This is a genomic window from Hellea balneolensis DSM 19091 (genome assembly GCF_000428525.1).
Classification (GTDB): domain Bacteria; phylum Pseudomonadota; class Alphaproteobacteria; order Caulobacterales; family Maricaulaceae; genus Hellea; species Hellea balneolensis.
Window position 1 is genome coordinate 1,083,694 of the sequence record NZ_AUAC01000002.1, and the last position, 20,239, is coordinate 1,103,932.

15 protein-coding genes are annotated in these 20,239 nt (G+C 42.8%); 11 read left to right on the forward strand and 4 right to left on the reverse strand.

The window, feature by feature from the left end:
* The first annotated feature begins 18 nt into the window (after positions 1–18).
* Positions 19–2,679, forward strand: coding sequence for a toll/interleukin-1 receptor domain-containing protein (locus tag F569_RS0105265; protein WP_233353599.1), 2,661 nt, complete (start codon positions 19–21; stop codon positions 2,677–2,679).
* A 349-nt stretch (positions 2,680–3,028) separates the two neighbouring features.
* Here F569_RS0105265 and F569_RS0105270 read toward each other — a convergent pair whose 3' ends face one another.
* From F569_RS0105270 to F569_RS0105280, 3 genes are all read right to left on the reverse strand, one after another.
* The gene (locus F569_RS0105270; RefSeq protein WP_026941351.1) at positions 3,029–6,334 is read right to left on the reverse strand and encodes an SEL1-like repeat protein; all 3,306 of its coding nucleotides are present in this window, start codon (positions 6,332–6,334) and stop codon (positions 3,029–3,031) included.
* Positions 6,335–6,420: 86 nt separating this feature from the next.
* Complete coding sequence (locus F569_RS0105275) at positions 6,421–6,897, reverse strand: hypothetical protein (protein WP_026941352.1); 477 nt, start codon at positions 6,895–6,897, stop codon at positions 6,421–6,423.
* A 51-nt stretch (positions 6,898–6,948) separates the two neighbouring features.
* Positions 6,949–8,052: a toprim domain-containing protein gene (locus tag F569_RS0105280; protein ID WP_026941353.1), complete on the reverse strand. Its 1,104-nt coding sequence runs from the start codon at positions 8,050–8,052 to the stop codon at positions 6,949–6,951.
* Between the two features lie 299 nt (positions 8,053–8,351).
* On the opposite strand from F569_RS0105280, the gene F569_RS0105285 reads away from it, so the two are divergent.
* The 7 genes from F569_RS0105285 to F569_RS0105320 all read left to right on the forward strand — a co-directional run bounded on the left by F569_RS0105285 (position 8,352) and on the right by F569_RS0105320 (position 14,778).
* Positions 8,352–8,729, forward strand: a complete 378-nt coding sequence (locus F569_RS0105285; protein WP_084168805.1) for a DUF3768 domain-containing protein — start codon at positions 8,352–8,354, stop codon at positions 8,727–8,729.
* Positions 8,730–9,076: 347 nt separating this feature from the next.
* The gene (locus tag F569_RS0105295) at positions 9,077–9,667 is read left to right on the forward strand and encodes a MobC domain-containing protein (RefSeq protein WP_026941356.1); all 591 of its coding nucleotides are present in this window, start codon (positions 9,077–9,079) and stop codon (positions 9,665–9,667) included.
* Entirely contained in the window at positions 9,657–10,655 is a 999-nt protein-coding gene (locus tag F569_RS0105300) for a relaxase/mobilization nuclease domain-containing protein (protein WP_026941357.1), read from the forward strand. The genes F569_RS0105295 and F569_RS0105300 overlap by 11 nt, the downstream gene beginning before the upstream one ends.
* The gene (locus tag F569_RS0105305) at positions 10,652–12,250 is read left to right on the forward strand and encodes a type IV secretory system conjugative DNA transfer family protein (protein WP_026941358.1); all 1,599 of its coding nucleotides are present in this window, start codon (positions 10,652–10,654) and stop codon (positions 12,248–12,250) included. Before F569_RS0105300 ends, F569_RS0105305 begins: the two co-directional genes overlap by 4 nt.
* 14 nt (positions 12,251–12,264) lie before the next feature.
* On the forward strand, positions 12,265–12,507 hold the full coding sequence (locus tag F569_RS0105310) for a hypothetical protein (protein WP_026941359.1): 243 nt from the start codon (positions 12,265–12,267) through the stop codon (positions 12,505–12,507).
* Entirely contained in the window at positions 12,507–12,827 is a 321-nt protein-coding gene (locus F569_RS0105315; protein ID WP_026941360.1) for a hypothetical protein, read from the forward strand. The genes F569_RS0105310 and F569_RS0105315 overlap by 1 nt, the downstream gene beginning before the upstream one ends.
* Positions 12,828–13,053: 226 nt before the next feature.
* The gene (locus F569_RS0105320) at positions 13,054–14,778 is read left to right on the forward strand and encodes a recombinase family protein (RefSeq protein ID WP_026941361.1); all 1,725 of its coding nucleotides are present in this window, start codon (positions 13,054–13,056) and stop codon (positions 14,776–14,778) included.
* Here F569_RS0105320 and F569_RS0105325 read toward each other — a convergent pair.
* Entirely contained in the window at positions 14,756–16,537 is a 1,782-nt protein-coding gene (locus F569_RS0105325; RefSeq protein WP_026941362.1) for an ATP-binding protein, read from the reverse strand. The genes F569_RS0105320 and F569_RS0105325 overlap by 23 nt on opposite strands.
* 233 nt (positions 16,538–16,770) lie before the next feature.
* On the opposite strand from F569_RS0105325, the gene F569_RS0105330 reads away from it, so the two are divergent.
* The 3 genes from F569_RS0105330 (at position 16,771) to tnpB (ending at position 20,144) form a co-directional block, all read left to right on the forward strand.
* Positions 16,771–18,477: an ATP-dependent nuclease gene (locus tag F569_RS0105330; protein WP_026941363.1), complete on the forward strand. Its 1,707-nt coding sequence runs from the start codon at positions 16,771–16,773 to the stop codon at positions 18,475–18,477.
* Positions 18,470–19,897, forward strand: a complete 1,428-nt coding sequence (locus tag F569_RS0105335; protein ID WP_026941364.1) for a UvrD-helicase domain-containing protein — start codon at positions 18,470–18,472, stop codon at positions 19,895–19,897. The genes F569_RS0105330 and F569_RS0105335 overlap by 8 nt, the downstream gene beginning before the upstream one ends.
* A 73-nt stretch (positions 19,898–19,970) precedes the next feature.
* Positions 19,971–20,144, forward strand: a complete 174-nt coding sequence (gene tnpB / locus F569_RS20045) for an IS66 family insertion sequence element accessory protein TnpB (RefSeq protein ID WP_154813657.1) — start codon at positions 19,971–19,973, stop codon at positions 20,142–20,144.
* Positions 20,145–20,239 lie beyond the last annotated feature (95 nt).

Below are 20,239 nucleotides of genomic sequence, written 5' to 3' on the forward strand. Positions count from 1 at the left end.
TGGATTGCGCACAATACTGTGAATAATTTTTTGAAAACAAGAACGCAACGGCTCTCAAAAAGCCATGGCCTGAAACAGAATAGAACTGAACTTTCCGAATCGTCTCGGTCTCGAACCATCAGGAGAGCGGCGTCTAATATTGGAGGGTATGATGTTTTCATTTCATATCGACATACAGGGAATTTGTTATATGCATTAGAGTTGGAACGACGTTTAAAAGCTAAAGGCTTATTGGTTTTTCGTGATGAATCTGACGAAGATGTCGGGACTTCATTAGACACATTCATCAAACGCGCATGCTCAGCTAGAACTTTTGTTATTTTGGTTACCGATAATGTTTATGAATCATCAAGCGTATTTGAAGAGTTTTCGGCTTACCTTATTGTTCGCTTAGGACGATGGAATTTGCGGCCTTTCTCAAGGGTAATACCCGTCAATGTTGACCGTGCAATCGAACGTGCTCCAGAGGAACCTAAAATTTGGCAGCATCTTTCCGACTTTGTTTTTGTCGCCGATACAAAACTAGCGGTCAAACAGGGTATTCCTAGCGATCTAGTGGTTCAAAAAATCGTTAGATCTAGCTCTTTCTTACGATCATGGCTTAGATTCTTCGCTGCAATATTGATTTCAGGGATTGTTTTGGCCGCAACTATACTGGGAACATCAGGGTACCTTTACAATACATTGAAAAGGCTTTCTTCGGCGCAAAATGAGCTAAGCGTCACCCAAGAACAAACTGCTGAATTAGAACAAGAAAGACAGGCGCTTACCACGCGAAATGCAGCAATAAATTGGTTAAGCGAAGATCCTGTGCTTTCATATCGGCTAGCCGAGAAGGCATACAAACAAAATCCAAATGAAAGCTATCGAAAAGTTGTCCGCCAAGCACTCTCGGCAATCGATTTAGCTTATCAAGTTCGCTTAGAGGGCCTTGTCATCGAAGACGTAAAAAGTCCTCTGATCTTATTGAAGGAAAGTGACGAAAACCAAAACAGATTTTTCATTTATGACATGCGTGATGGCGCGATAACCGAAGGCGGATTCAGCGGGAGTCAAGCCTGGATTATTCCGACTCCTGACGGTTGGAGAACAGTATCTAAAAATTGGGCGGGTGACGGACTTGATGCCGCCCCTACATTTCAGCTTCACAATGATAAAGGTCAGAAGATAGGGAATAAGATTGTTTCGAAACCACTTTCCACTCTTCAGTTCTTAACTGTCTCCGATGTTTTAGTCCGGTCTGAAGATGGAGGATTCATTAAGTGGGATCTCCTAAACGATACACGTGAAAACATTGAACCTGAACGAACAAAGTTTGGACCTGGGTATTTCCGGAGTATATATGGGGCACTGGATGTTCGAAGTGATGGAAAATCTGCTGTTTACGAAAGTGACGGGCTTGCGCTTATGGATACCACTGGACAAATCCTAGACGATACATACACACAAGTGTCTTTTGATCCAGCATCCTTCTACTCGTCAGCGCTATGGTCACATGATGATCTTTTTCTTGCCTTAAACTATTTCGATCGTAAGCGCCTCGGAATATGGAATCCCGCGAGAAAGACCTTTCATTGGCTAGATCCGAACGGCTGGGTAGTCGATCAACACGCTTGGAGCAATAGAAATCATACGCTTGCATTTTCTGGTAGGACCGAAAACAACGTTGATGTAACTTTGGAAATACTAGACGCAAAATTTCCTAAATCGTCGAGACGTATTATTTTATCTGATGACGTACCAGCTCGCTCTATAGCCTTCATGCCCGATGACAATGGGATATTGTTAGGAGATAGAAATGGGGTGATGCGCCATATTGATGTAAACACAGGAGCATTACTCGGCAAAGGTGCTCATCCGAATGTAGGTCAGCTATACAGCAGCTCTTACGGCGTATACTCGACAAGTGACCAGGACTTTAGAGTATGGGATGGCAGAGCTAACCCCTCTAAACACTGGACATTCGTGTCGAAGGCCGAACGTACTTTCGGTGCCACTGGTGCAGTTTCAGCTAATTGGAATTGGATAGCAGTCCCTTTTCGTGAACAAGACAAAAATGGAATAGAGGTTCGTGAGATAATTAATGGAAAAGTTATACAACTCGAAGCCCCGCCAGACTCACCAATGAACATCGTTTTTTCGCCTAACTCAAAGTGGTTAGTATTGCAGTCTACAGACAACATTTGGATCTATGACACCAACTTGTGGAATGCTCATAAATTTGCATTGATAGAAAAAGACCGTCAGTATTTCAATATTATTGTTTCAAACACAAAGGTGCGCGCACACGTACTTGGCTCAAATTATATGAATAATTCCGATGACGAATTTGAATATGTTATAAGCCTAGCCAGCGAGGTACCTAAATTCTTAGAACGTTTATCTCCTTTTGTCGAAAAGGATTATGAAAACCTTGAAGATAGTTTAACCGAGAAAGCGGTTGAGGGATGGAATGTAGGCAATCTATTCCGCTATAGAAGCGCCGGTCTGCGCCGAGTACCCAACGCAAAATGGGCCTCATACATAAAGTGCCGGGATCAAGCACTTGGAGCACGTGATTGCGATATACAATTTATTCCATTGGATATTGAAAAACTTATAGAGCTTTATGATGATTTGATCTGGAAGCCTGATGATGAAACAATTAATAGTTGGATCGATGCGTCGAATTCTAAATAAATTCCTCTCGTCACGCAGCAGTTATGTTTTTCTTTTGGCCTTTCTAGACAATGAAAGTAGAGACACACACATTTAATATGTCCACATTGCGAGAAATTCTACAATGGCAGGTCGGATCTAAAGGCATAAACTGGTGCTGCCGAGGCGCTAAAGAATTTGTTTTCACTTGCTCATTATTTAGCAAAAATATCTAAGAAATTCAATACAATAACTGTGATGTGGTTCAAAACTCATGAGTATGCTGTACTCACTTTTGTACTCGGATTAAAGGGACGGCAATCCGTCCTAAAAGCTCATTACATCTTTGCGTTCTCTTGTCCCTCAATATGTATTAATCATACATGCTAGTTCAATAACGGGTTTCCCCAATGGTCACTTTCAAGAGCCTTGTAGCGGTGCCCGAGAGTTCAGCACTTAGCTCTTTTCCCGTGCCATCAATTTTTTTGATCTCAGCCAATCTAACATTACCAATTTGAACATTCTTCTGCCCCCCCAAACCAATTAGATATATCTTCGCCAAGCTATAACGAGCTATATTATCTAAAATATCGACGTTTGAATTATCATATTCCACGTCACGGATAAGTAATGCTTCTTCAAGCCAGTTTGCTGCTTGATCATAATCACCATTCCTATACATGTTATTGAGTATCAGTTGGGATAAAATAACCCTTGCCGTTTTGCCTCTATTATCATTCAATAAAGCAATTTTATCCAATATCGCAGTTCCCTTAGAAATTGTTGAAGAGTCCTTTATATATATTTTTGCAGCACGAAGTCCTGCGTAATAGTTAGCGCTGCTCCTTCTAGAATCCATCACAATTGACTGATATGCTTTTACATACCACTCAGCAGCTATTAGCTCATCGTTCCGATTTTTAGCATTTCCTAGCAGATAGTTTCCAATATTCACTTGAGCATCGGAGTCATTTTGGTTTGCAGCTTTAATCCACCAATCATACGCAGAACCTTCAACATTCAAACTTGCTGGAACTCTGTTGGAGTTAACGGAAGTTCCTAACTTATTTTGAGCTTTTGGGTCACCATTTCTTGCCGCTAATACTATCGACTCTATCTTTTGCTCACCGAAACTATTCCAGAAATTGTCTATGCCATAGAGAGAAACGTATTTTAAATTAATTTCATCAATATATTCAAAATCATAAAACCAGTTAGCATATTCAAATGCCGCTGCTACATTTTGTTCATACCCTTTTTCAAGTCCGACCTGAACAGCATCGTGTGTCTTGCTTTCCAATTCACCTCGATATTTTCCATTTCTATATTCTTTGATGTAAGATTTTACTACGGTTAGATCGACCTTACTGGTTTTTCGCTCCAAGCTACGAACAGCACTTTCGAAAAGTTCGCGCTCTAATGCCATGGAACTTGCTAATTTGGATTTACCCAAATATCTGCCCGACTTGAAATATCTCTCATATTCTTTGTAAGAAAAACTTGTATCCCGTTGCACCGCTAAAGCAAATGCTCGATCATCCAGAGACCCGAAATGAGTGCAATACGAAAATCTATCGACATGTGCAGACAGCGACGCCATATTTTCAATATTTTTTATCCGATCAAAATCTTCATCATCTAACAATATGACGCGTTTTGCTTTTGCTTCGCTGACAAATTGGCCACTTGGATGATTAGCCAAATACTTATCCATACTTCTTACTGTGTTCGCGTTTTGAGCTTTAAGCCAATCAGCATTATCCTTCTCAATTTGAGCTTGAGCTTTTGCTCTATTTGCAGTTTCGGTAAGTTCAAGAATTTTTACTTCAACTTCGGAACGAAAACTTCCGTCAGGATTATTACCTAGGTAGTGTTTGTATGAAGCCAAAGTATTCTCTGATGCAGCACTCTCGTAAGCCTCCTTATCTTTACGGTCAGTCTCTTCCGAATTTAGCCTCAAAATTTCAGTTTTCACATATTCAGCATGTTCGGGGAAAAACTCTTCTAAGCTTTCAAACCCTGCGATGGTGTTCAGTGAAATAGCTTGCTGTTTAGCCGTCTGAAATTCACGTTTTTGAATGTTATCTCGAACTAATGGAGTCGTTAAAATACCTGTTAAAACTATTGCACTAAAAATGTATGCAAGGTTCTTTTTAGATCGCTTACTAACTTTTGCTACCTGTTTATCATTAGTGAATTCTGCCGCCTCAGTTTCATCCGAGACTTTCTTATCATTACCTTCAAGAAGATGGTTTTCAGAAGAATGTTCGTTTGTTTCTTGAGCCTTCGTGATTGGGGTTTCCTCAAACTCAGATTTGAGCTGATCCTTGGCCTCCTCAGACCTTTTCTTCTCTGCAAGCTCTAACAGATGCTTTGCATCTAAATCTCCGTGCTCAGCGGCCTTAGAATACCACTCCCACGCCGCTTCGGGATTCTCAATAACGCCATGCCCATCCTTGTATTGATGTCCAATTGCCATCATCGCACGGGAATGGCTTCTTGTCGCGGCCTTAAGAAAAGCATTATGCCCTTCGACAAATTTCTTATTCGCACATGATAAAAGGCCTATTTGATAGTAAGCTTCTGGAGAGTTTTCGTTAGTTGGAAATTCGAAAATAAACTCTTGAAGCAGATCAACTGAAGGACTCCGAAGAATTTTCTTAAATTCAGCGTTAGCGTCTTTCTTAGGTTTTTTGTTCAAAGCCACTTTTGGCTTTTCAGTCTCTTTTATTTGCCTCTCGACAACTGGAGTGGCTACAATGTTCAGATAGTGACTCTTTCGTTCCTTAAACTCACTTTCAGAAAACTCATAAATCGAAGATTCCAGAATAAAAGCAAATTGCCCACCCTTATTGCCATCAATATCTAGTTTTCCTTCACGTGGTCGCTGAAAACTCTGGTGTTTCGACGACATATCTTTCTTAATATTCCAAGCAAAACCGCTTGAAGATAAATGTGATTGTCGATTTCGTGTCAAGAAATTAAGTGCGGGGTATGCAAAGACAGAATGATTTTGGTATGCGCCCCAATCAATAACTGTTCTCATGTCAGCGTCGCTGGTGAGCGCTCGGCGGCTTGCAAAACGCATTTCTCCTTTAGCCGCCTCTACAGTTGAGTCGTCAGCCCCTAAATTATTTTTATTTCGTTCAAAAATGCCCGCAGAAAAACAACTATCTGAAACAACCAAGATATGACGCGCACGTATTGGTTCAAGGTGCGAAACAAAGTCTGTGTAATTAATCCATGTTTCTCCACAATACTCAGGAGGAGCATTTTTTGGAATGAAGTAGCTTAACCTTTTCAAATTTCCATTTATATCATTTTCTTCCTCTTCGGGCTCATAGACATCTTTCTCTCCATGCCCTGCCAACCATATCAGCAATGAGTCATTTGGCCCAAGCTTCCTAGTTGATTTTCTTAATGGAGAGAAATTTCGCAAAGCCGAAAAAATAGCGCCTTTAGTTGCTTCAGCCTCTGGAATTAAAACTATGTTTTCTTCTTTAAAACCATAGCGTAACTCCATGAGGGCGCACAGTGCCGCCACGTCATTATTGGCAGATTTTAGATCATTCCATCCGACATGGTCGTATAGATTTATGCCTACCGCCAATAAATGAAAATCACCGACTTCCACTTCATTTTGCCTTATATCACCTGAGTCAGTAGCGGCACGAGGATTAAGGTTATCTTTTTTCACTCAAAATCCTCCCCATTAACTCTTGTTGATTTGATTACGTAATTGTTAGCTAAATGTTAGAAAAATGAAAGAGTCAATTGGTCGCCCTAAGTCATAAAGTCTGTATCCCCGTTCTTTATACATTCCCAGATTTTGTGGCATTTTTCTAGATGATCAAGCCATTCTTTTGAATTTACTTTAGACGTCAAGGTTAAGTCTCTAAAATCTGCATTGATCCTTTCCTGTGACTGCCCCGCACGGGTCAAAACTTGACCATGTTTGCCTACTCTCTCATCTCCAGTCAGATTGGAAAGAAGAATGAAAGCACCTTCTGACCACTTGGCGCTTTGAGGTAGTTTTTGTCCGTCTACTGTTCTCCATTCTAAACCAACTTCGGATGCCGCCTTAAACTCATATGAATTGATAATTCCGTCGGTTTTCAAACTGACAGCGATTGCTTCAGCTTCAGCTAAATTCTTGGTAATTCCGTATTCTGTATGAGCTACCATCCCGTCAGGGACTTGGGTTGCTACAAGGTCAATCTGAGGTAAACATTCGTACGGGTTATTTTTGGGCTTGGCCATGTTTGAGAGTTATGATGGTTAATTATACCAAATTTCTTCCATTTTTCCAAATTAAAGCAATCCACACTTACGAAGCCAAACAATCTGTTTTGGATTAAATCCCGCTAGGTCAGTTATTTTATCTGGTAAAACAACGGGCGCTTTATCCTCACTTGCAAAGCTTATGCACCAGTCGAATGCACTCGCTTTTAAATTCATATTTTCTATCGTTTTAATTGTTTTGAGCGTGGCTTTTTGTCCTGCACTGTCTCTATCGTAGACGATTTTGATATCATTGATTTCAAAATGCTCGCATATATTTTTCAATGCACTTACTTGATGATCAGACAAGTGAGCGCCAAAACTTCCAACGACGTTCCGCAAACCTGCTTCATAGGCTTTAGCCACATCAAACGGCCCTTCCGTCAAAACAATATATCCTGTGTCTTGAATTTGCCGTTTTGCTTCTGCGTCAGTCCAAATGATGTCTTGGCCGTAAAGCTCATTTGATTTCCGAAACCCCTCATAGAAGAGATATTTGTACTTTTTGTGATTATCGATGGCGCGGCCCATATGAGACAGGATAACTTGTTCTCGCTGACCTGTTTTAGGGCTTATTCGTGCATCTCTTATCTGAAAAACTACACGTCCGCGTAACGGGGAGCGACCTTGAGCTAGGTAACCAATACCTAGCGCTTTGCAGGTGTCCTCTGATATGCCGCGACTTTCCAAATATTCATGATAACGACAGAGGGGTAAAAGATCTTGTCGTATCGGTTCGTTCTGCGGCGCGTTTTGAGCCGCTTTCACCTTTTTTCGAACTGTCTTTTCCGTCTCATGTATTGTGGCTACATTGGATGCCCAACCCTGCTCCAAGATGTAATGCGCCGCTTCATAGCAATTCCATCCATTCATCTGCTGTATGAGCTCAATGGGACCTCCGCCTTGTCCGGCGGAGAAGTCATACCAAATGCCTCCCGCGCCCATATGGAAACTGGCGGTTTTTTCTTCCTTGAATGGCGAGAAAGCCCACCAATCATTGGGCTTGGATTTACGAACGTCTTGCCTCAACCCCAGCCCGTTAAACAGACCTTGCCAGTCGATTGTTGCCCGTATGTGGTTTAAGTGAGCGGGGGCAAGGTATACATTAGAGGGCTTCTTTTCAGGAGCAGGCATGAAGAGGAAGTTACAGGTTTTAAAAATAGAAACGCTTAAAACAACGCGTACTGTTCATAGGCTAAAGCGGCTCATAAATTGGCAAAGTAAAAGCAGGTTTTGTGCAAATCCAAATCTTGTGCAATCCGTGAAAGTATTTGGGTAACACGCATAAAACGGCTTAAATATAAGCTAATGTCTGGTTTTAGCTGAGCCGTTCATCATCAAGCATTTGAACCCGCAAGCGGGATTTCTGCTGGACGCTTCACCTCGGCTATCAGCTCTGCCCACATTGCTCTTATCCTTTAACCCCTTTTACTATGAGCCTTTCAAACACTCCCAATTCAGATGCCACAAATCTGGACTCGCAAGACCGTCAAACCGAACTTTGCCGCACCCTAAATGACCGTCTTCGTACGACCTTTACAGGCGGCACCATCGTCGCCACGCAAGGCGTTCGAGCCTTGGAGGATAAAACCCTCAACCAGCTTATGCCTGCCATTCAGAGCTTCAGTGCTTTCACTCCAGACAATGACCCCTACGGCGAACACGACTTCGGCGAAGTCACTATAGACGGCGTGCGTGTCTGGTTTAAGATCGACGTGTACGACCTTACTCTACAATATCGTTCGCCTGATCCGAGCGATGCGGCTGTCAGTAAAAGAGTTATGACGCTCATGTTGCCAGAGGAATATTAAATTTTCTGGAGTGTACGCCCCTTTCAATATCTCAAAACGCCAAACGACCTGCACAGCAGGTTTTTTGGCAATGCCATTTAACTCGCAGAGCGAGACGCCGCGTTTAAGCAGCAAAGCTGAGACAGCCCCCGATTTCGGGGGCGCAAGTTTGCATGTCAGCACAAATGTCGAGCACAGCTCTTATTTGGCGACATGCAACTTGCAAGGGGCAAGCCCCTTTGAACCCCTTTGCGGCAAAGCCTTTTGAAACGCTGGCATTGACGACGGATAACCGTCTCTATGAGCAAGGGATGTTTTTGCACAAAACTTGTGACGTAAAATCCCATTCTTAAACTGGAACTCGTCACATGGAAAAAACACCGCGCCCTCGCAAACCCTCTTCGCTCAAAGATGCCTCGCTCCCGAATGTCAGTGGGAGGCGTCTATTTGCTGCCAGTCCTGAACAGCAATCAGCAGAGCGTGAAGATGCCGTAAAGCTCACGCAATACCGCCGTGATTATTGGCAGAATTACAAGCGCCATATTAAGCGGGTGTTTGGAACGATTGATCCCCGAGACTATGCTCAGTGGGAGACATTGGCCGCAGAACAGGGCCGCACCGTATGGGGGCACATCTATGCTTGTGCGTGTGCCTATCTTTCAGGACGACAGCTAGCGTCCGCTGATGTCCTGACCGTACAGACAGAGCTTGTGGCTGAGTTGCGGCGTATCGGCAATAACCTCAACCAAGCGGTACGCCTTGGTCACATCAAGGCCCATAGGGATGGGACGCTTTATGCCAACAGTGATGACGCGATTGGACAAAGCCTTTTGTCTACATTTGAGCGTTTAGAACATCGTCTCTGTCAGTTCGAGACCGACGTTAAAACGCTTACGCCTTCACATTCACCACATTCTTCGCGTCCAGAGTCCTTATCAAAGCCGTCCCATGATTGTTAAATCCATGTCGCGCAAAGCCCCAACCTTTTCCCAATTAGCAGGGTATATTGGGCAAGACGGGTCTGGCGGGAGTCAGCGCTGTTTTGCGCGTAATCTTTATTACACTGGTGATAACCAGAAGGTCGTCTCAGGTCTGTTTTTAGATAATTATAGACATCTTCCGCCACGTAAAAACGGGAATGCGCTGTATCACGAAATCATCGTCCTAGAACCGCAACCGCATTTGCCGAAGGACAGACAAATGCAAATCTTGCAGGCGCTCGCGCATGAGTATTGCGAAAAGCGTGCGCCCCATCAACTCACATGGGGACGTGTCCATTTTGACACGACAAACCCGCATATTCATTTAATGATCTCAGCAAATGAGTTTGGATCACAAACACGCAAACGTCTGGATCGTAAGAGCTATGCTCGCATCCAAAGAGAGTTAGAGTCTTACAAGGAAGTTCATTTTCCAGAATTGGTTGAACACCGCGTCTACAACAAACCTTCGTCAAACCATGTTAAAACTAAAGCCAGCGAAGGAGAGATGGTTCGCCGCACAGGACAACTCTCTCAAAAACAATCCGTAGGGACTACGCTCAAAACTCTATTTAAGTACCGCGCGCATGTTGACGCGTTGAAAGCAGATTTAAACCGAGCAGGATTTCGTCTCTACCAACGCGGTAAGCAATGGGGCGTTGAGAACATCGAGACCCGCAAACGCTATCGTTTGAAAACATTGGGATTGGATCAGACCTTTGCTCACATCGTACAACGGTCACAGGCACAACAATCAGAACCGCTAGTGAGACCAAAAGAAAATCAAATCGCGTCTTCCAAATCTAGACCTAAGCCCGACCTCACGCCCAAAGAAAAACCAGAAACACATACACCAGCCGATAGCCGTGCCCAAGCCTTGCTTAAAGCCAGAGAGCAATTGGAGCGCAGTGCGGCGCGAGAGTTGTCTGACTTTGATCGCGGCCTTGATGAGGGGCGTGATCGATGAAACCTCTCAAAACAATTTTTATAGGCGGACTGGCGCTTTTAGTTCTCGTGCCGCTTTTGCCTGCCCTCATGGCAGGATCGCCGCTTTTGGTTTTAATGATTTTCCTGTTTGGAGTGGGCTCTTTGAAATCCTTGAAGCAAGGCAGTTGCAAACTCGCCACGAGTTTTGCGGGTGTTGTTCTCACGGGGCTCATGAACCTTGTCTCTGGGCTTTGTAAAAGTCTGTTTGGGTTAGTCACATGGCTGACAGGCCAAGGCGCGCAAGTTAGCGGCTTTATGAGCGGCTGGAAACAATGGCGTTTACTCGGCGGCCATCAAGACGGCTTTCTCGTCGATGGTCACACGCAACGTCTCTCAGAAAAAGCCACCTATGAGAGTCTTTTGATCCAAGGTGGAATGGGGCGCGGCAAGACCTCGACCTTCATGATTCCAAACCTCTTGAATCTCCCAAAGCATAAACCCAGCTTTGTCATTACCGACACATCAGGTGAAGTTTATCAAAACACGGCAGGCTATTTGAAAAGCCAAGGCTACCAAATAAAATGCCTCAATCTCATCAATCTTACGCAGTCTGAAACCTATAACCCTCTAGCGAATTGCCAGTCTCCCAAAGATATTGCCGAACTTGCTAAGATACTCGTCTCAACCGCCAATACAAAACAAGGCGGCGGATCGGGCGACCCTTTTTGGGAACAATCGGCAGAGAAGCTTATTCGTATTTTAGCGCAGTGCTTACATAATCAACCTGACCCGCAATATCGCAACCTTGCTAATCTACGCCATCTCATCACGAGCTTTGACGCGCATACCGCGCCAAAAGGGCAGCTCGGTAAGATTGATAATTTTGTGTTGGGAGCCACCCAATCTGATCCAGCAACTTTTTCCAGTTACCAAGCTTTTGTTCAGGGAAATCTCAAAACCATACAATCGGTTTTGATGAGTGCCGATGTGGCGCTTGATCCACTAGGCATTCCAGAAATCGCGGCGGTCACAGCGACGAATACCATTCAGTTCTCTGATTTACGAAATAGGCCCACCGCCCTTTTCATCTTGGTCAATCAGACACAAATGCCGTTCTATTCTTTTATATTAAACCTGTTCTTTACTGACCTGTTCAGAGCCTTGCTGACCAATCATAGCAACACTGGAAGGCCTGTCTGGCTGTTCTTAGAAGAGTTTGGCCATCTACGCGTCAATCACTTTGAAACCTATGCTGCGACAGCGCGCAAATACAAAGTCAGTTTTGCGATGTTCCTGCAATCACTGGCACAGATTGAAGCGCGGTATGGCGCGATCAATGCCAAGACCATTCTGGAGTCTATCGGTACAGAAATTTACCTACCTGGCATGGCGCTCGACACCGCCCGAAATCTAGAGGCACGTTTAGGGCGCAATAAAAAAGCGCCGCTTATGCCTGCTAATGAGATTATCCGCATGAAGCAAAAGCAAGCCTTAATGCTGCAATCCAATCATCTGCCCATCAAGCTGAAAACCAAACGGTTTTATGAACAAAGCACGATGAAGCGACGGAGATCCGTCCCTATTCAAATGCCCGCCTCTGCGGCCAAAGTCCCTCCGGTGCTTATTCAATTATAAGGAAGAGATGCAAGATGACACATATCGTAGCGAAACGAGAAGGATATTATGAAGGTTATAAACACGGTTTAAAAGGGACAGCCTTCGACCCAAATCCGAAGCGCGCAGCTTCAATTTCAGATCAAACATGCCTGCATATTTATTTGGTCGCTTATGAAGAGGGATATGATCGAGCAAAGTCAGATCGATTGCTCTTATTGAGCGGACGAGAGGAGCGCCGTGACATGGAAAACAATGCCCCAGAACGGCTTGTATAATGTTTGAGCAAGTGGGATTTAAAGTGGGCGTTCAAGATGGTTATCAAGACGCGCTTGAAGGTAAGCGTTCACGACCACATCCCAAATTAGCCTTATGCCTGATAGCTCAAGGCTATCAGGAAAATTACTTAACAGGTTATCATTTGAGTTATAACCGAACGAAACACACCCTTTTGAAGAAGCAGGTGAATAAAGATCAAAACATAAGACAAGAAGCGGGCCGTACTGAAACGCTTTTATTTGAAAGGGCGCAATTACAAAAAAAGACTCTCGAACAGAAAAACCAAACCAGACAAGGCGGTTTTGACCGCGAAGTTTGACCATAAGAAGTTTCACAAATAATCTTATTAGACATGAAACAACCCCAAAGCCGTTTATGTTTATCCCTAAGCCAGATTGAAGATATGCGTAGCTCACTAAGCGTCAGTGATATGAGCGTGCCTCGTATTTCATTTCCAAATCCGCAACTACTTTTGTGGAATAATGTCAGACGTCACTTCAAGGCTCTGAACCGGTAAGCGACTAAATTTTTAATCCCAAATCACCATGAAACTTGCTATCAGTTTATTACGCGTGTCATCAGATAGGCAATATCAAGAAGGACAAGGAATCAATGTCCAAAAACGGACAATTGACTATTTTGCTGAGCGCAATGAGTACGCCATCGTCCGTTATTTTGTAGAGCACTATAGCGGTCGGAAAGCTGACCGAGAAGTGCTGGAAGAGATCATAGAGTACCTCGCTAAAAATGAGGGTGAAATTTCTGCTCTCATTGTTAGCCAGATTGACCGCTTTACACGAGCAGGCGCAGAGGTTTACCTCTATCTGCAAAAGCAACTCCGGTCTCTTGGCGTTGAACTTGTTGATGCATCCGGTATCATTCAACAGCCAGTAAACACGCTGGCTCATACGGGGTTTTCATATGAGTGGTCTACCCGCTCCCCAAGCCGTCTCACTGAAACCATTATGGCAGAACAGGCTAATGCAGAAGCCACTCAAATTCTGACACGCTGTATTGGCGGGCAAATCGAAAGCGCGCAAAAGGGTTTTCAATACAAATCCGCTGACTACGGCTTTCAAAATGAAAAGACTGTCACATCTGATGGGCGCAAACGTACCATCATGGTCAAAGATGAAACCGAAGCTGTTCACATCGAGATGATGTATACCCTTCGGGCTGAAGGGCATCTCTCAGATACAACAATTTGTGAAAGACTTAATAATGCGGGGTATGAGAGCCGTCCGTTTAGGCGGTATGATAAGGTCACGAGGGAAGTCGTTGGAGAAGGCGGGCGTGTTAAACTCACACCTAAGCAACTTCAGAAATATATCAGACGCCCCGTCTATTGCGGCATTCGTATTGGAAAGTGGACAAAGCGAAAAGCCATCTGGTTGCCACGAGAATGTCCGCGTCTGGTATCCATTGATGTTTTCAATCGAGCCAATCGTGGGCGCATAAAAATCACTGAGGTCGATAATGATCTCGTGATTGAAGAGAATGTTGGAAAACAAATCAGCACAGCCGAGACAGGTGATTTTCTATTGAGACATGTAATCTGCTGCCCTGAATGCAATAAACCTTTTAAAGCTTCAAAAAGCCGTGGAAAATCTGGGGGGCTATTTGGGTATTACCATTGCAGCCGCGATCATAAATACTTCGGGGTCAACGCCAAGGTGTTCGAAGATACGGTTGCTAAGACTGTTCGAAACATAAGGTTCAAGAAGAAATTATTGGGCGTATTGAAAGAAGTTGTTCGTGATGTTTGGATCAAACATCACAAGGCTGATGAAATCGTCAAACAGCAAACAAAAGCGCATATTGAAGCCCTTCGAAAACGTCAAACTCAACTGGTAGGGAAAATATCACGCTGTGCATCTGATATTGTCCAAACAGCCCTTGAGCAAGAGTACGAAGAGCTGGAAGACAATATAAATTCAGCCGTTAAACAGCTCTCTGAATTTGTGAATAATGATGTGCAAATTGAGACCTATTTTCAGAAGATCAAAGAGGCGGTGGAACACCCTGAAAAATGGCTAATGAACCCCCAGTCAAAGGCGTCTACGGTCAAAGCATGGGGCTTTCTTTTCGAAAAACCTCCCACTTGGTCAGAAATGGAAAGTCGAACACCCCGATTAGCGCTCCCCTTCCGGTTTTTAACCGGATCGGAGACTAAGAAAGGACGGTTGGTGGAGGTGGCGTCCCTAGAGTCGAACACCCTAATTCGGCACGTTAAGGCCTTTAGTAAGTTTAATCAGACTGAATTTCAGTAATAATTTCAATTAGCCCTGCAAAAGAAGAAAAATTACTTATGTCAGTATTTGACGCCATAGCCTGTGCAAATTCTCCCTTTTTATTTTTATTAAACTCCTCAAAGTGAGTCTCCGTTCCATCAACATTTTTGGTTATTTTAACGGTGAAGCCTTCAAAAACACTTTCGGGAAACGCATTTTCAATACCTCGAGTGACAATTTTATTTGATTTATTGTCTGGAATTCTGAATCCAAAAGTTGTGTCAGTATTAACAAATGACTTTTTGTAATCACAGTCCCAGACAAAAATAACTTTCTGTTCGTGAGGTAACTCTGAAAGAAAATCAAACAAGGCACGCATTTTATTACAACATGTGATGGATTCTAAGCCATCAAGCACTTGAACGTTAGAAATGCCACTTAAGTTTAGCACTTGCTGAATTATGTTTGTATTATGCCCTTCAGTAATAATGCATGTGTCATGACCTGACATCTCCTTAAATAATGAGATACCTTGGTCTAAAGTAATGTAGCCTTCTGAAATTAAACTCATCGCTTGAGCCCGGCTGTGTTTGCTAATCTTAGTAGCCACATTTCCTTTATTGACGACGTAAATGGTTTCTTCAGAAGCTAAGGCTATTGTAGAAGGAGAATGGGTGGCGAGAATTACCTCGATTCCACGTGCAACAAAAACAGACTCTAAAGTACCCAGTAGTGCTTTCGTCATTGATGGGTGAAGCGAAGCGTCAATCTCATCAAGTAGCAATACTTTTGGTAATTCAAAGTTATCCGCAGATTGATAGATCGAGAGTGCTAAAGCTAATAATGTCTGCTCTCCAGAAGAAAGCGCCTCAAACGCTCGCGCTTGACCATGAACTTTGTCTAAAAGCTGCGGTTGAAAGATATAACCTTGGTAGCTTTCCAAAGTTAAAACATCAGTTTGAGGGTTCGTGATTTCAAAGTTGAAAACATCCTGTCCTCCACCTTGTTGATGAATTCCTTCCATTATTTCATTTATAACGACCCATGGTTGGAGGTTTTCTTCCTCAAATTTTTGATAAAAACTTTCAATTGGCAAACTGACACCGCCTGCACCCCATTGCCTATGAGCCCATAAAAATTGTTTCACTTTGTATTTTGTAAAAACAACGCTAAGAGACGCTGATAGGTAATCATTACCGGATGAGTGCGGAGAGAAGTGTTCTCTAAATTCACTTTCAACAATTAAGTGAATTGGTTTCTGACACTTCTTGAGGGCCCTAGAGATTGACTGATGATAGCCATTTTTCTTGAAATTTAGATTCTCAAATAAATGATGACGTACTAAAGATTCATATTGCTTCTTTCTCGAAAGAAACTCTTCATCCTCACCTTCATATTTATGCCAAAAGCTATGCTCTAGAAATCCATCATCGTCAGGGTAAGCTGTCTTAATATCTGTAGCTCCAAAAACTTTGGAGAAATATTGATGCATCGTCCTCAACCAATTCACTTTTGGATTTCCACTAACACCAGTTAAAATTTGCCAACCAGCAAGGGTTTGAGCGGCTAACTGTTGCGCATTTAACGCCTTTGGCGACTTCATACGGAAGTTTAGCAAATTGTAGTACTTTACTTGTGCAGGGGTTGAACCCTGAACGGTGATAGAGCCATTATCTATCGCTTGAAGTAAATGTGTTTTCCCAGCACCGTTCAGCCCGGTCATAACTGTTAACGTCGGTAATTCAGTATCAGCAAGTTGCTTGATTGAAATATGTTCAGTTTGAAAAGTAAGCTTCATTTTAATCGATACTTGTAGTCTTAGAAAACGCTACTCATTGCGCCTTTTATAGCAAGACGCAAGGGTTCTACGAAAATGGTGGAGGTGGCGTCCCTAGAGTCGAAAACCCTAATTCGGCACATTAGGTCTTTGGTAGACTGAGGTTTGGCCTACCTGTAATACACTTATGGATTGATTGGCTACGCAGGAAGATTGCTTGAAGCACTTTTCTTCCTAAAATGGGATAAAATCGAATGAAATTACGAAATCTCAAAATAGCAAACTACCGAGGTGTAAAATCTCTAAATTGGTCCATCCCGGATATTCCTCAGATATGTTTGATCGGTTCAGGAGATTCGAACAAATCAACAATACTAGAAGCAATTAGTTTAGTTTTTTCGCCATATTGGAATCCTAAAATAACTGACAACGATTTTCACAATTGTGATCCTTCTCAACCAATTCAGATTTTCGCTACCATAGGAAATTTACCCGAAGAGTTTATCAGTAGGTTTGATTTTGGTGATAACCTTAGTGGATGGAACATCGCCACTAATGAATACTCTACTGAACCTAAAGATGATGAAGGTTGGGAACTGGCACTTAAGGTGAGGTTCTCTGTAGGCGCGGACTTAGAGCCTAAATGGAGTGTTGTACGAGAAGATCATGATGAAGGACGTGATTTCAAAACTGCTGACAGAACAAAAGCTAATGTAAGTCTAGTCGGACATGATAGAGATATCCATCTTACATGGAGCCGTTATTCAGTTTTAGACCGAATTACTGAGAAGCAGGTTGTTACATCGCCTTTAGCAATAGCAGGACGAGCAGCAAAGGAAGCACTGTGTGGACAGCGAGACCAAATTGCTAACCTAGACGAAGCTGCAGGTGTTGCAGAAGCTGCAGCACGCGAACTGGGCATACAAGTAAATACTGGCTACCAAGCTCATTTAGATCTCGCAGCAATTCAGCTTCGACAGGGAGGACTCGGCCTCCATGATGGCAATGTCCCTATTCATCAACTCGGACTAGGTTCTAAAAGAATGTTGATCGGAAGCTTGCAAGGAAAAGTTAAAGAGGGGCATCATATAACTCTGTTTGATGAGATTGAAGTTGGACTGGAGCCAAATAGAATTGCGAGACTTTTAAAAACACTGGCGGATGACGCTGTGGGTCAATTTATAATGACAACCCATTCTCCCGTTGTCTTGCGCGAGCTCGGAGTCGAAAACTTATTTGTAGTTCACGCGAGCACTGCAGAGACTAAAATAATTCCTGCAGCTCAAGAGCATATTAAAAATAACCTGCAGGGAAATATTAGGCTTGCTGCTGAAGCGTTCTTGGCTTCAAAAGTAATAGTTTGTGAAGGTGCCACAGAGGTTGGCTTCTTAAGAGGGTTGGATCAATCTTGGGTCAAAGAAAAAGAGTTAAGTTGCTCCTATCATGGTGTAACATTTTTAGACGCTAGAGGGGCATCTAAAATCGAAGGAATCGTCAAAGATTTAAATCTGATGCAATACAATTCTTGTGTTTTTGCTGATGCAGATGATGAGAGTAATTTTTCAAAAGCAACTAGAAACACCTTATCTACTAGCGGAACAAAAGTCATAGTTTGGGCGGATTCGTTCTGTCTTGAACAACGTGTCTTTAACGACCTTCCTTGGGAGGGAGTGGTGGAATCTCTACGGCTTGCACAGACCTTGGGTAATAATGCAATTGTTGCCAATGTTGGATCTGCAATTGGTAGGGTAATTGATACAAATATCGAAAGTTGGGAAGATGCTCAAGACTTAAGAAATGCTATCGGAAAGGCTGCGAAATTATCAGAATGGTTTAAACGTACAGATAGAGGAGAAGCTTGGGCAATATTGATTTTTCCATATGTAAAGTCAGAGGAAATGGTCAATAGTGATTTAAGTGTTAAAGTCAGTCAATTACGTCACTGGATATCAGATGAATGATGTTGCTAGCCGCATAGCAAATTTTGAAGGCTGTGGATACGTTACTGCTCCAGCAGGTTACGGGAAAACCCATGCTATATGTGAAGCGGTTCTTCATTCTGAGGGACGACAACTAATTTTAACCCACACTTATGCGGGCGTAAATGCAATAACAACCAGTCTTAAAAAACTCAAAGTTCCAAGTAAGAACTATTATGTAAACACGCTTGCAGGCTGGGCTTTAAAACTTTGTTTATCGTACCCAAACACATCCGGGTTTACAAATCCCCAACCTCAGACAAACGCTGAGTGGTTAGAGTTATACAATTCGACTAGGTTACTTTTAAATAAGACATTTATTCGTAAAATTTTATCAGCCTCATACGCTGGTTTACTAGTCGATGAGTATCAAGACTGCCAAACCCTTCAACATTCGATAGTCCTAGACTTATCCGAATACCTCCCCACACGGGTTTTAGGTGATCCATTACAAGGAATTTTTGAGTTTCAAGGCCAGCAGATCGTTGATTGGCAAAATGATGTGGAAAATAATTTAGAGGCAATTGGCGTGCTCAATACTCCACACAGGTGGCTTAAAGATGACAACCCTGCGTTAGCAACTTGGCTTCAGTCTGTTAGAGAGAATATATTACAAAACACCCCGATACCTCTGAATAACGCACCTGAATGCGTTGACGTAATTGCTACTACACCTGATCAATTGGGCCGAATACAGCAAAACACTTGTCGATATTTTGCATTACCACGAGGTGATACAGCTGTAGCAATACATGCTGGTCATTTCATAAATGGTTGCCATTCTTTGGCTAAAAACGTGAGTGGAAAATTTCACTCAATTGAACAGGTGGAAGGGAAAGCAATATTTGAATTTATATCTGAATTAGAATCAAAAGAGTCGTCATCAGAAAAATTACTAAGCACTATAGTTTTGTTAAAAAAGGTAATGACTGCAGTGAACGGTAACCTTCCAGCAGGAGCAAAACGAGGAGAGCACAGTACCATAAGAGCTAATACTCCGAATGTTCAACTGGTTTCATCGTTAAACAATTTTATTGAAACTCCAACGAGCGCTAATCTAGATGATATTTTTACAGAAATAAGATCTCTTGATGAGCCAAAGGTCTACCGCCGAGACCTTCTTAACCGCCTTCAGGCAATTTTGAAAAAGCATAAAGTTAGCGAGTTAAGTTTGATTGATTGTGCTCATGAGTTTCATAGAGAGTTTAGGCATTATGGTCGCCCAACTAGACATCCAAAATGCGTTAGCACCACTTTACTAGTGAAAGGGCAGCAATTTGATCATGCAATTGTATTGGATGCCGCAGCTCTCTCTAAAAAAGAGCTTTATGTAGCACTTACAAGGGGATCAAAAACTCTAAAGATCATAACAACAGAAAACTCATTAAACCCGCAAGATTAATGAGTTCTACGAAATTGGCTAGGCAGAGTTGAATACCCCGATTCAGCATGTTAAAAGTTATTCTCCAGCTCTTATGCTTAGAGGGTTTAACTCTCTCGCGGCCTTGTGTGAAAGCCAGTTAAAACTGGATCCGTTCTCAGGGCATCTGTTTGTTTGTAGAGGCAGGCGGCGTGACACATGCTCTGGCAAATATCCAAGACACCAAAATCTCAGACCTCGACAAACTCCTGCCATGGAACTATGTTGAAGATGAACATTTAACGGTTACTCACTATTTGAGATAGCTGACATTTGACCCGATACTTAAATCATTGAGGGGCTTAGGATGTGATTTTCGGACTG